The organism is Streptomyces sp. NPDC053755, from assembly GCF_040677675.1.
Taxonomy (GTDB): Bacteria; Actinomycetota; Actinomycetes; order Streptomycetales; family Streptomycetaceae; genus Streptomyces.
Genome location: NZ_JBFASK010000021.1, coordinates 1 through 12852, shown reverse-complemented (window position 1 = coordinate 12852; position 12852 = coordinate 1). Strand labels below are relative to the sequence as shown.

Annotated in this window: 9 protein-coding genes; 1 reads left to right on the top strand and 8 read right to left on the bottom strand. The window is 69.8% G+C overall.

The genetic code is table 11. The features are described from left to right. Positions 1–3: 3 nt before the first annotated feature. From rplC to AB0K65_RS20515, 3 genes are all read right to left on the bottom strand, one after another. Positions 4–648: a 50S ribosomal protein L3 gene (gene rplC / locus AB0K65_RS20525; RefSeq protein ID WP_147980750.1), complete on the bottom strand. Its 645-nt coding sequence runs from the start codon at positions 646–648 to the stop codon at positions 4–6. Between the two features lie 13 nt (positions 649–661). Further along, positions 662–970: a 30S ribosomal protein S10 gene (gene rpsJ, locus AB0K65_RS20520; protein WP_003948644.1), complete on the bottom strand. Its 309-nt coding sequence runs from the start codon at positions 968–970 to the stop codon at positions 662–664. 466 nt (positions 971–1436) lie between these two features. After that, a complete protein-coding gene (locus AB0K65_RS20515) occupies positions 1437–2567 on the bottom strand; it encodes a hypothetical protein (protein ID WP_365718472.1) in 1131 nt (376 codons plus the stop codon). Positions 2568–2891: 324 nt separating this feature from the next. Between AB0K65_RS20515 and AB0K65_RS20510 the strand changes: the two genes are divergently transcribed. Beyond that, positions 2892–4946 carry a PIG-L family deacetylase gene (locus AB0K65_RS20510; protein ID WP_365718469.1) on the top strand — a complete coding sequence of 685 codons (2055 nt, stop codon included), beginning with the start codon at positions 2892–2894 and terminating at the stop codon, positions 4944–4946. A 60-nt stretch (positions 4947–5006) separates the two neighbouring features. Here the strand turns inward: AB0K65_RS20510 and AB0K65_RS20505 are convergent, their stop codons facing one another. From AB0K65_RS20505 to rpsL, 5 genes are all read right to left on the bottom strand, one after another. Then, a complete protein-coding gene (locus AB0K65_RS20505; protein WP_365718467.1) occupies positions 5007–7628 on the bottom strand; it encodes an N-acetylmuramoyl-L-alanine amidase in 2622 nt (873 codons plus the stop codon). Positions 7629–7848: 220 nt separating this feature from the next. Beyond that, positions 7849–9042, bottom strand: coding sequence for an elongation factor Tu (gene tuf / locus AB0K65_RS20500; protein WP_147980746.1), 1194 nt, complete (start codon positions 9040–9042; stop codon positions 7849–7851). Positions 9043–9195: 153 nt separating this feature from the next. After that, positions 9196–11325 (bottom strand): elongation factor G, encoded by a 2130-nt coding sequence (fusA, locus tag AB0K65_RS20495; protein ID WP_365718465.1) that lies wholly within the window; start codon positions 11323–11325, stop codon positions 9196–9198. Positions 11326–11364: 39 nt separating this feature from the next. Further along, the gene (gene rpsG / locus AB0K65_RS20490) at positions 11365–11835 is read right to left on the bottom strand and encodes a 30S ribosomal protein S7 (RefSeq protein ID WP_003966970.1); all 471 of its coding nucleotides are present in this window, start codon (positions 11833–11835) and stop codon (positions 11365–11367) included. A gap of 2 nt (positions 11836–11837) precedes the next feature. Next, positions 11838–12209 (bottom strand): 30S ribosomal protein S12, encoded by a 372-nt coding sequence (gene rpsL, locus AB0K65_RS20485; RefSeq protein WP_003948652.1) that lies wholly within the window; start codon positions 12207–12209, stop codon positions 11838–11840. Positions 12210–12852: the final 643 nt, after the last annotated feature.

Below are 12852 nucleotides of genomic sequence, written 5' to 3'. Positions count from 1 at the left end.
TCCTCAAACCCCCTTGGCCGCGGTACGGACCAGGACGAGGCCACCGTTCGGGCCGGGGACCGCGCCCTTGATGAGCAGCAGACCCTTCTCCGCGTCAACGGCGTGGACGGTCAGGTTCTGGGTGGTGACCCGCTCGTTGCCCATGCGACCCGCCATGCGGAGGCCCTTGAACACACGGCCCGGGGTGGCGCAGCCACCGATGGAACCGGGGGAGCGGTGCTTGCGCTGCGTGCCGTGACCGGCGCCGAGGCCCTTGAAGTTGTGACGCTTCATGACACCGGCGAAGCCCTTGCCCTTGCTCTTGCCGGTGACGTCGACCTTGACGCCCGACTCGAACACGGCGGCGGTGATCTCCTGGCCGAGCGTGTACTCGCTGGCGTCAGCGGTACGAAGCTCCACCAGGTGGCGGCGCGGGGTGACGTCTGCCTTGGCGAAGTGACCCTTGAGGGGCTTGTTCACCTTGCGCGGGTCGATCTCGCCGAAGGCGATCTGGACCGACTCGTAGCCGTCGATGTCGTTGGTGCGCACCTGGGTGACGACGCACGGCCCGGCCTTGACGACGGTCACCGGGACGACCCGGTTGTTCTCGTCCCAGACCTGGGTCATGCCGAGCTTCTCGCCCAGGACGCCCTTAATGTTCTTTGCCATCTCGCGCGTCACCTCAGAGCTTGATCTCGATGTCGACGCCCGCCGGCAGGTCGAGACGCATGAGCGAGTCGACCGTCTTCGGCGTGGGGTCGAGGATGTCGATGAGGCGCTTGTGCGTGCGCATCTCGAAGTGCTCGCGCGAGTCCTTGTACTTGTGCGGCGACTTGATGACGCAGTACACGTTCTTCTCAGTGGGCAGCGGCACCGGGCCCGCGACCGACGCACCAGTGCGGGTCACCGTCTCGACGATCTTCTTCGCCGAGGAGTCGATGACCTCGTGGTCGTAGGCCTTGAGCCGGATGCGGATCTTCTGTCCCGCCATGGCTACTCAGTAGTCCTGTCTCTCGTAACGCTCTGGAACTCGGGGCTTCTCTTGACTCCGCCTCCGACCCACGCGGTCGGGCGTGTCGCACTCCCTCTACGCAGAAATCCCTGAGGATTTCCCAACCAAGGGGGTGCGGTCCCTGTGACCGCGAGCCGGGGGCAGAACACCCGCCGAGTGCCTGGTCGGTACCCCGCTGACGCTTCCCAGAAGATTCCCGTACGTCCGACCCGCGTGGGGTCGACGAGTACTGTGGGACTCGCTTCCGGTCCTCCCGACGGGAGGCGCGCAGCATCGGCACTCAACCGAGCAACCCCGACAGTCTGCCATACGGGGGCATCCGGCCGCCAATCGGGGCGCAAGACTGTACCCCACGTCACGTACGGGTACACGCGGGGTCACGGGCGAACGGGTCCGCTCCCCCGGCGGCACGGCCGGGGACGAACGGACCCGCTCCCCCGGCGGCTCAGCTGCGGGTGACCGTGCCGCACTCCTGCGGGCGGTCGTCCAGGCTCGTGCTGCGGTCGTACGGATCCACGGTCGGACCCGAGCGCGCCGGGCCGGGATCGGCGAGCAGGTCCTCCCGGAACATCGGGTGGTAGAAGCCGTCCTCGGGACGGCCGCAGTCGTCGTTGCCGACGGTCGAGTTCCAGCTGTTCACCCCCAACAGCCCCTGGGTCACGGCGAATCGGGCCGGGTCGGCGAAGGAGAACGTGATCACGCGGCGGACGATCGTCCGGGTCACCTCGTCGGCGCCGGGCCGGGTCTTCACCACCGGGTAGACGAAGGTGTGGTCGGCGTGGACCAGGACCTCGCCGGCGTCCTTCCCCTCGCCCTTCTCCACGGTCATCCGTCCGCGGACCTTCACCACGCCGCCCACGAGCCGCACCTCGCGCGGGTCGAAACGGCTGAAGAACATCGTCGGTCGGAGTTCCTCGGTGGGCGCGGCCAGGGACCGCTCCGCGTCCGGCCGGAGGCCCTCGTACTTCGGGTCGAGCAGCGCGAGCGCGGCGGCGGGCTTCCCGCCCTCGAGCACGGCCGGATCGAGGTTGGCCGCGACCAGGAACGCCTTGGCCTTCTCCAGCGCCGCTCTCGTACGCTCCTTCGACATCCAGCCGACGGCCTTCGCCGGAGGCAGCTCGATGCCCGCGGCCCCGTCCGCCCAGCGCAGGGCCGGGGACCCCCGGAAGGGCTCCTTCAGGGTCGGGGCGTCCGGGAACGCCTCCTGCGCGGGGGCGGCGGAGGGCGGCGCGGTCTCGGCGGCCAAGGGGGCCGTCTCCGTACCACCGGGCCAGCCGTCCGGAAGCCGGTCGGTCAGCAGCTCAGGGCGCAGGGCCACGAGGCCGAGGCCGACCACGAGCACCATCCCCAGGACGCCCTTCGCCTGGCGCCGGGCGTTGCGGCGACCGTCCATCTCACGCCACGCGGGCCCCGTGCGCCGGCCTTCCGCCTGCTCGGCGGGCCGGGCCGGAGCGGCCTTGCGCGCGAAGCGCCGCCGACGCGGCTTGCGCACCCCCGCGCCGAGCCCTTCCAGCTCGGCGGCGCTGACGATCGCGGCCCATTCCTCGTCGGAGACCGACGGTTCCTTCTCGCTCATGTGCCCCACCCCTGTCGAACGTGTCGGACCGGAGACTCTCACGGGGCGGGGCACCACGAAAAGGCAGGTCAGCGCGGTCGCCGATCCGTGGCCCGAGCGCCGGGCGGCGAGCGCACGGACCGGCGTAGGCGCTGGACACGGGCGAGAGGGGCCGTGCCTCTCCCCCGGCTCCGGGGCGGCCGGCAGGCCCGCGCGGACCGGCCGCCGGACCCCGGCGGTGTGACCTGCGTCCATGTGACCGACTCCCGTACAACCTTTCGCACGCGGCCATCGTCTTCCCAGGCGCTCGATGACCGGATACACAGCGCGGGGGAAGCACCACCAGTGGACGACACATCCGTATCCGGGGCCTACCGGCCCCGCCGGCGCGGGGTGCTCGCCACCGCCGTCGCCGCGGCCGCCCTCGCGGGGAGCGCCGCCCTCGCCGGGTGCTCCGTCCCCGCGCCCCGCCGGTCCGCCCCCACGGCCGACCCGGCGCCCGGGATGCCGATCGCCCGTTCCCCGCGCGCCCGGCTGATGCAGTTCGCCGCGCACCCGGACGACGACCTCTACTTCATGAACCCGGACACCCGGCGCTTGCTCGACGCCGGTGTCCCCCTCGTCTCCGTCTACGTCACCGCCGGCGAGCACACCGGCGTGAACCGCGTCAAAGGAATGCCGGCGACGGCACCCGACAAGGCCGCCTACTCCTCGGCCCGGCACCAGGGCCTGCGCCAGGCCTACGCCGAGGCGATCGGGCTCGACCGGTTCACTCCCTGGGACCGGGGCGTCGTCACCCTGCGCGGGGGCCGCCGGGCCGAGATCGACACGCTGACCCACGGAGGACGCCGGGTCGAGCTGATCTTCCTCAACCTGCCGATGCACACCCCGCGCCGCTACATGGCCCTGCCCGCCCTCTGGAACGACCGCGCCCTCGAACTGCCCACCCACGTCTCCGCCGGCTCCCCCGTCGACCGCTCCCAGCCGTACGACCACGAAGGTCTCGTCGACGTCCTCGTGGGCCTCCTGGAGCGGTACCGGCCCACCGTCGTCCAGACCCTCGACCCGGACCCGGACATCCAGCTCGGCGACGAGGCCGCCCGCAAGCGCGACAGCGAGCAGCCCGGCTACTCCGACCACGGCGACCACACCGCCGTCGCCTGCTTCTCGTGGGCCTCGCTCATCCGCTGGGTCGCCGACTCCGCCCGGGACGGCGAGCCGGTACCGGCGTTCACCACGACGGCGTTCCGCGGCTACTACAACCGCCACTGGCCGAAGAACCTCCCCCCGCAGGTCCTCGCGGAGAAGGCCGGACACCTCGTCGCGTACGGCGGCGACCCGTCCTGGGAGTGCGGCAACCCCTCCGGCTGCGGCGACTACGGCGTCGGCGGCGACCGCCCCCTCACCAACCGGAAGGGCTGGGTACGCGCCACCCACCACCGCTGGCCGGGCCGCGGGCCGGCCGTCCTCGCCCAGCCCGACGGGCGGCTCGTCGCCTACGGGGTGCTCGGCCTGCGCGCGGTCCGCTGGCGCGAGACGGAGAAGGGCTCGGGCCTCTGGGGCGAACCGGAGGACCTCGGGGGCGGCCCGCTCGCGCCGGAGCTGGGCTCGGCCCTGCTGCCCGACGGCCGGGTGCTCCTCGTCGGCGTGCGTTTCGCCGCCCTCGGCGGCCACGGCGGCCCGAACAGGCGTGAGGTCGTCCTGCTGGAGCAGCGCTCCCCCGGCGGCCCCTTCCACGCCTGGCGGGGTCTCGGCAATCCGGAGCGCGGCGACGACCGGGGCCGCCGGATCGGCGTGCCGGTGGCCGTCACCGCCCCCGACGGCCGGGTCCACCTCTTCGTACGCGACGCGGGCAAGGGCGTGTCGACGCGGGTACGGGACACCGCCGGCGTCTGGAGCCCCTGGCGCGCCCTTCGGGGGGACGCGGAGGTCCAGGACGGGCTGACGGCCCTCGCCGACGGCGCCGGTCGGGTCCACCTCCTGGCGGCGGGACGGGAGGGCGTGGAGCACTGGATCGACGGCGTTCCCGCCGCGCCGCTCCCGGGTGCCGGCGACCCCGTCGCCGCGGTCCCCGCCCCGCGCCGCCCCGACGGCGTGGAGGTGTACCGCCGCGAGCCCGCCGCCAAGGAACTCCTGTCGAGCGGCGGCGGGGACGCGGCCTTCGACGGCTACGGCCTGGTGACCGCGGCCGCCGACGCCCGGTCGACCGTCCTGCTCGGCAAGGACCTCCGCGGCCGGCTCCAGCTGCGCCGCGGCGGCCGCCTGCACACCCGTACCCAGGGCCCGGCACCGGTGGGGGGCGCCGCCCTGCTGCTCGGCGCGGACGGAGCCACCGCCGTCGGCCTGGGCGCCGACGCCCGCCCGTGGACGTGGCGGCCCGAGCGGGGCGCACGAAGCTGAACGCGGCTCGGGCCCGCCTCCCCGGAGGGAGACGGGCCCGAGCCTTCGCGCGCGGTCAGATCACCGGGTGAAGTAACCCGTGATGTCGGCGATCAGGTCGACCGATCCCGCGTGGTTGTAGAAGCTGACCTTGCCGTTCACGACCGGGACGACCACGAGGTTCGGGATCGTCTGCCCGGCGGTGAAGTTCAGGTTCGACGCGCTCGTCCGGGTCGTCCCGTCCGGGTAGACCGAGACGAAGCTCCCCGAGGTGGGGTTGGTCGCCGTCACGTTGAGGACCACGGCGGTCACGCCCGTGGCGGGCACGCCCTGGACGCCCGCGACCGGCAGCGTCACGACGCTGCCGCCGGCGACCGGGGCCTTGGCGACGCCGAGGCCGGACCGGGTGTCCATCAGCCGCTTCGGACCCAGGTTGATGTGGGACGCGCCCTCACCACCGGAGGTGAAGTAGCCGGTGATGTCCGCGATCAGGTCCACGGAGCCGGAGCGGTTGTAGAAGCTGACCTTGCCGTCCACGACCGGGACGACCACGAGGTTCGGGATCGTCTGCCCGGCGGTGAAGTTCAGGTTCGACGCGCTCGTCCGGGTCGTCCCGCTGGGGTAGACCGAGACGTAGCTCGCCGAGGTCGGGGCGGTCGCCGTCACGTTGAGGACCACGGCGGTCACGCCGGCCTCCGGAACGCCCTGCACGCCCGCGACCGGCAGCGTCACGACGCTGTCCGGGCCGACCTTGGCCTTCGGCACACCGAGACCGGAACGCGTGTCCATGAGCCGCAGCGGGCCGTGGTTGACGTGCGTGGAGCCCGTGGTGTCGGTCGTGTAGTAGCCGGTGATGTCGGCGATCAGGTCGACGGTGCCGGCGTGGTTGTAGAAGCTGACCTTGCCGTTCACGACCGGGACGACGACCAGGTTGGGGATCGTCTTGCCGGCGGTGAAGTTCAGGTTCGACGCGCTCGTGCGGGCCGTGCCGTTCGGGTAGACCGACACGAAGCTCGTCGCCGTGGGGGCGGTCGCGGTCACGTTCAGCACGACGGCGCCGACGTTGGTGGCCGGGATGCCGTTGGCACCGGTGACCTGGAGGGTCACCACACCGGCGGGGCCGACCTTGGCCTTCGGCACACCGAGACCGGCCCGGGTGTCCATCAGGCGGGTCGGGGTGACGGGCTTGAACGTCTTGGGGCCGGGGACGGTCACCGTGACGGCCGGGGTGGTGGTCGTCTTGCCGGACGTGTGCGTGGCCCGGACGGCGACCTGGTGGGCGCCGTAGCCCGTGACCGTGGCCGAGGCGCTCCGCATGTGACCCCAGGACCAGGTCGCCACCTGGCCGTCGACGAGCAGCTCGAACTTGTGGACGAGGGCGTTCGGGGTGCTCGTGGACCAGTCGACCGTCAGCGGGCCCGGCGTCTCGTAGCCACTGCCGGCCGCGGTCGCGCCGCCGGATATGGAGTCGATCTTCAGGTTGGCGACGGTGCCGGAGGCGTAGCTGCGGATGGTCGGCAGCTGCGGGTAGAGCATGTTGCCCGGGCACTGGGTGTTGAAGCCGTTGCGGTGACCGGAGATGGCGTCGAACGAGTACGTCTGGCCCGTCGTGAACGAGGTGCCGAAGTAGTTGGTCTGCGTGGCGCCCGCGGTCAGCGTGGCCTTGCTCAGCGGGTCGACGCCGTACTGCCCGAGCTTGTACGCGGCCACGCGCGAGGCGGAGATCAGCGCCGCGTTCGAGGCGGCCTGGCTGGTGTAGTCACCGATGATCGAGACACTGGTGGACTCGGAGTTCCAGCCGTAGGTGTGCGCGCCGAGGACCGGCTGGTCGATGCCGCCCTGGCGGCCCTCGAAGATGGTCCCGCACTTGTCGACGAGGAAGTTGTAGCCCAGGTCGCGCCACCCGTTGGTCTTCACGTGGTAGACGTGGATGGACTTGACGACGGCCGCGGACTCCGAGCATTCGTAGTCGGCGTTCGTCGTGTGGTGGACGAAGACCGCCTTGATCTTGCCTCCGGGGAGGTAGATCGGGCCCTCGTCGTTCAGGCTCTCGTCCGCCTCCCACGCGGCGCGGGTGACGACCTTGGGCTGCGGGGCGGTCGACGCCGGGCCGGTGGGGGTCGGCGGGACGTCCGCGGAGAAGGCGGCGGGCTCGGCGTTCAGCTCGCCGTCCTCCTTGGCCTCCGAGGCGGCGGCACCCGGGTCGACCATCTCCAGCCGCAGACCGGCCGGCAGCGTGCCGGCGGCGGCTCCGTCGCTGACCCTCACCTCGGCGCCGTCGGAGGCGCCCACCCAGACCGGCTCGGTGGAGCCACGGGCGCCGGCGCGCTTGCCGTCGAGCAGCGCCGGATACGGCTCCAGCTCCTGCCAGCCGGTCCACTCACCGGTCTCGGCGTCGCGCGTGCGCGCCTCGATCTTCCCCTTGACCGTCTCCTCGGGATCGCTCCAGGAGACGCCGAGGAGGCCGAACGGCTCGGTGGTCCGCTGGGTGAGGACGGCCTCGCCCTTGCCCTTGTCGGTCAGCGCCAGCTTGTGCAGCTCGCTCTTGCCGGAAGCGTGGTCGCCGGTCTCGGTGCTGTACACGCCGGGCTTGTCCGCGGGCGCGCCGTTCTCCTCGGTGCCGAAGACGGCTCCGTTGGCGGCGGCCTGGATGCCCAGGACCGTGACGACCCCGATGGCGGTCCCGATGGCGGTCCGGCGCACGCGCGCCGCCACTGTCGTACGTCTCGCTCGACGTCCCGAACTCAAGTTGTCTCCCACCCCTGATGGACATGACACGGCCAATCGAACGCATGCTACTGGCCGGCAATGACACTCCCCTCACCGGGGTGGAAGACGGAAAGCCCCCGTCCGCCGTGAACGGCGGTACGGGGGCTCTCTGTTGACGCTCCGTCAGGAGCGGCACAGGTGAGACGATCGACAATTACTTGTTGATCTTGACGACCTGGCCGGCGCCCACGGTCCGGCCACCCTCACGGATGGCGAACTTCAGGCCCTCCTCCATGGCGACGGGCTGGATCAGCTCGACGGTCATGGAGGTGTTGTCGCCCGGCATGACCATCTCGGTGCCCTCGGGGAGGGTCACGACGCCGGTCACGTCCGTGGTACGGAAGTAGAACTGCGGGCGGTAGTTGTTGAAGAACGGGGTGTGACGGCCACCCTCGTCCTTCGACAGGATGTAGGCCTGGGCCTCGAAGCTCGTGTGCGGCGTGACCGAACCGGGCTTGATGATGACCTGGCCGCGCTCGACGTCCTCGCGCTTGATGCCACGGAGGAGCAGACCGACGTTCTCACCGGCCTGGCCCTCGTCGAGCAGCTTGCGGAACATCTCGATGCCGGTGACCGTGGTGGTGACCTTCTCGGTCTTGATACCGACGATGTCGACGGTCTCGTTGACCTTGAGGACACCACGCTCGATACGACCGGTGACGACGGTGCCACGACCGGTGATCGTGAAGACGTCCTCGATCGGCATCAGGAACGGCTTGTCGACGTCACGCTCGGGCTGCGGGATCGCCTCGTCGACGGCGGCCATCAGGTTCAGGACCGACTGGCCCCACTCCTTGTCGCCCTCGAGCGCCTTGAGCGCCGAGACCTTGACGACCGGCAGGTCGTCGCCCGGGAACTCGTACTCGGAGAGGAGCTCACGCACCTCGAGCTCGACGAGCTCCAGGATCTCCTCGTCGTCCACCATGTCGGCCTTGTTCAGGGCGACGACGATGTACGGAACGCCGACCTGGCGGGCCAGGAGCACGTGCTCCTTGGTCTGCGGCATCGGGCCGTCGGTGGCGGCGACCACGAGGATGGCGCCGTCCATCTGCGCGGCACCCGTGATCATGTTCTTGATGTAGTCCGCGTGACCGGGGCAGTCGACGTGGGCGTAGTGACGCGACTCGGTCTGGTACTCGACGTGCGCGATGGAGATGGTGATACCGCGCTGGCGCTCCTCAGGAGCCTTGTCGATCTGGTCGAAGGCCGAGGCCTCGTTCAGGTCCGGGTACGCGTCGTGCAGCACCTTGGTAATGGCGGCCGTGAGGGTCGTCTTACCGTGGTCAATGTGACCGATGGTGCCGATGTTGACGTGCGGCTTAGTCCGCTCGAACTTCGCCTTCGCCACTGGGTCCTCCTGTGGAGTGGTTCTGTACGCCTTGCTTCATCGGCGCCAGGTGATCTTTGCTGGGATGCCAGGCGCCGGGGCCCGAACCCTCGGGTTTTCGGGGGAACGAGCCCCGGCGACTGGTGTCAAGCCTAAAGCGTGAACTTGGGAGAGTTACTCGCCCTTGGCCTTCGCGATGATCTCCTCGGCGACGTTCCGCGGAACCTCGGCGTAGGAGTCGAACTGCATCGAGTAGCTTGCGCGACCCGAGGTCTTGCTGCGGAGGTCGCCGACGTAGCCGAACATCTCCGAAAGGGGCACGAGGCCCTTCACGACGCGAGCGCCGCTGCGCTCCTCCATGGCCTGAATCTGACCACGGCGGGAGTTGATGTCACCGATGACCTCGCCCATGTAGTCCTCGGGCGTGGTGACCTCGACGGACATCATCGGCTCGAGGATCACGGGGGAGGCCTTGCGCGCGGCCTCCTTGAACGCCTGCGAACCGGCGATCTTGAACGCGAGCTCGGAGGAGTCGACCTCGTGGTAGCCACCGTCGAGAAGAATGACGCGGACGCCCGTCATCTCGTAGCCGGCCAGGATGCCGAACTGCATGGCCTCCTGCGCACCGGCGTCGACCGAAGGGATGTACTCCTTCGGGATGCGGCCACCGGTGACCTTGTTCACGAACTCGTACGAGGCGTCGCCGCCCTCGATGGGCTCGATCGCGATCTGCACCTTGGCGAACTGACCGGTACCACCGGTCTGCTTCTTGTGGGTGAAGTCCACGCGCTCGACGGCCTTGCGGATCGTCTCGCGGTAGGCGACCTGCGGCTTGCCGACGTTCGCCTCGACCTTGAACTCGCGACGCATACGGTCGACGAGGATGTCGAGGTGAAGCTCGCCCATACCACCGATGATGGTCTGGCCGGTCTCCTCGTCCGAGTGAACCTGGAAGGAGGGGTCCTCCTCCGCGAGACGCTGGATGGCGACACCCAGCTTCTCCTGGTCACCCTTGGACTTGGGCTCGATCGCGACCTGGATGACCGGCGCCGGGAAGTCCATGGACTCCAGGATCACCGGGTTCTTCTCGTCGCACAGCGTCTCACCGGTGGTGGTCTGCTTCAGGCCCATGACGGCGACGATGTCGCCGGCGCCCACCGAGTCGATCTCCTCACGCTTGTTCGCGTGCATGCGGTAGATCTTGCCGATGCGCTCACGCTTGCCCTTGACGGAGTTCAGCACCGAGGTGCCGGCCTCCAGGCGGCCGGAGTAGATCCGGACGAAGGTGAGCTTACCGAGGTGCGGGTCGCTCGCGATCTTGAAGGCGAGCGCGGACAGCGGCTCGGCCTCGGACGGCTTGCGCTTGACGACCAGCTCCGCGTCCTTGACGTCGTGGCCCTCGATGGCCTCGACGTCCAGGGGGGAGGGGAGGTAGCGCACGACGGCGTCGAGCAGGGGCTGAACGCCCTTGTTCTTGAACGCGGTGCCACAGAAGACGGGAGTGATCGTCTTCTCGCCGCCACCCTTGCCGGAGGCGATGGTGATACGACGGATCGCGGCGTACAGCTGCTCCTCGGTGGGCTCCTGGCCCTCGAGGAAGAGCTCCATGATCTCTTCGTCGTTCTCGGCGACGGTCTCGACCAGCTTGCCGCGCCACTCTTCAGCGGCCTCGGTGTGCGTGGCCGGGATGTCGACGACGTCGTACATCTCGCCCTTGGTCGCTTCCGCGGACCAGACCAGGGCCTTCATGCGGACGAGGTCCACGACACCCTGGAAGTCCATCTCGGAACCGATGGGGAGCTGCATGACGATCGGGACGGCGCCGAGGCGCTCCACGATCATGTCGACGCAGCGGTGGAACTCGGCACCCGTACGGTCGAGCTTGTTGACGAAGCAGATACGCGGCACGCCGTAGCGGTCCGCCTGACGCCAGACAGTCTCGGACTGGGGCTCGACACCGGCGACGCCGTCGAACACCGTCACGGCACCGTCGAGCACGCGGAGCGAACGCTCCACCTCGACGGTGAAGTCGACGTGGCCCGGGGTGTCGATGATGTTGATGGTGTGGTCGACGTCCTCGAGCGGCCAGTGGCAGGTCGTCGCGGCGGACGTGATCGTGATGCCGCGCTCCTGCTCCTGCTCCATCCAGTCCATCGTGGCAGCGCCGTCGTGGACTTCACCGATCTTGTACGAGACGCCGGTGTAGAACAGGATCCGCTCGGTGGTGGTCGTCTTGCCCGCGTCGATGTGAGCCATGATGCCGATGTTGCGCACCTTGGCAAGGTCAAGCGAAGTGGTAGCCATATCGGCTCAGTCTTCTCTCGGTCTCGATGTGGGTTGCGACTACCAGCGGTAGTGCGCGAAGGCCTTGTTGGACTCGGCCATCTTGTGCGTGTCCTCACGCTTCTTGACCGAAGCACCGAGGCCGTTGGAGGCGTCGAGGAGCTCGTTCATGAGGCGCTCGGTCATGGTCTTCTCGCGACGGGCGCGGGAGTAACCCACGAGCCAGCGGAGCGCGAGGGTGGAGGCGCGACCGGGCTTGACCTCGATCGGCACCTGGTAGGTGGCGCCACCGACACGGCGGGACTTGACCTCGAGGGACGGCTTCACGTTCTCGAGGGCGCGCTTCAGCGTGATGACCGGGTCGTTGCCGGTCTTCTCGCGGAGGCCTTCCATGGCGCCGTAGACGATGCGCTCGGCGGTGGAACGCTTGCCGTCCAGCAGGATCTTGTTGATCAGCGAGGTGACAAGAGGAGAGCTGTAGACCGGGTCGATGATGACCGGGCGCTTCGGGGCGGGGCCCTTACGAGGCATTCTTACTTCTCCTTCTTGGCGCCGTAGCGGCTGCGAGCCTGCTTACGGTTCTTGACGCCCTGCGTGTCGAGGGAACCGCGGATGATCTTGTAACGAACACCCGGCAGGTCCTTCACACGGCCACCACGCACGAGCACGATGGAGTGCTCCTGCAGGTTGTGACCCTCACCCGGGATGTAGGCCGTGACCTCGATGCCGGAGGTCAGACGCACACGCGCGACCTTACGGAGGGCCGAGTTCGGCTTCTTCGGGGTGGTCGTGAACACACGCGTGCAGACGCCGCGACGCTGAGGGGAACCCTCGAGTGCGGGCGTCTTGTTCTTCTCGACCTTGTCCTGCCGGCCCTTCCGGACCAGCTGCTGGATCGTAGGCACTACTTCTCCGGTTTCTGTGTGCCGTCGTAAAACTAACCTGGAACATCGCCGACCCACGCGGTCGGGTGTGTCGAATACTGCGGACCCCCGCGGGAAGCGGAGAAGGCGCAGATTGCGGTGGCCGTTGACGGACTCGCCATGCGGTTGAGGACACGCACACGAGCCCAGGCACACCCCAGGCACAAGGTCTGAGCGTACCTACCGTATGGACTCCGGTCAAAACAAATGCCCACGCGCGCGAAGCGCGGAACGGCCCCGGAGAAGGCGGACGCGCGAACGGCCGTGGATCGAGGGGCGATCGGGCGGAAACCGGACGTCCGGGAGCGGTGAGGATCGGCGGCACGGGCCGGGCGGGCCGGCGGGGAGCGGGGGCGCGGCGCGGGGCGGCGACGGACCTCGCCACCGCGCGAAGCCGCCGTGGTGGGGTCATCCCGGCAACGCTCCGGGCCCTCGGTGCGGCCCTGCCCCGGCCCCACGCCGCGGGAGGCGGCCCCCGCTCGCCTCGCGGGCCCGAGAACGCCCCCAGGCCGCCCGTGGGCACCGCCATGGCCTGCCGCCGACTCCCGCTTGCCGGGGCGGGGGCCCCGGCGCCGGGGCCACCAAGGACGCCCGCCGTCTCGCCGGCTCCACCACCGGAATCGTC

What these genes read in the sequence shown, in the direction of transcription:
- rplC (WP_147980750.1), bottom strand. Translation starts at nt 648, where the DNA reads ATGGCAAAGAACATTAAGGGCGTCCTGGGCGAGAAGCTCGGCATGACC.
- rpsJ (WP_003948644.1), bottom strand. Translation starts at nt 970, where the DNA reads ATGGCGGGACAGAAGATCCGCATCCGGCTCAAGGCCTACGACCACGAG.
- AB0K65_RS20515 (WP_365718472.1), bottom strand. Translation starts at nt 2,567, where the DNA reads ATGAGCGAGAAGGAACCGTCGGTCTCCGACGAGGAATGGGCCGCGATC.
- fusA (WP_365718465.1), bottom strand. Translation starts at nt 11,325, where the DNA reads ATGGCTACCACTTCGCTTGACCTTGCCAAGGTGCGCAACATCGGCATC.
- rpsG (WP_003966970.1), bottom strand. Translation starts at nt 11,835, where the DNA reads ATGCCTCGTAAGGGCCCCGCCCCGAAGCGCCCGGTCATCATCGACCCG.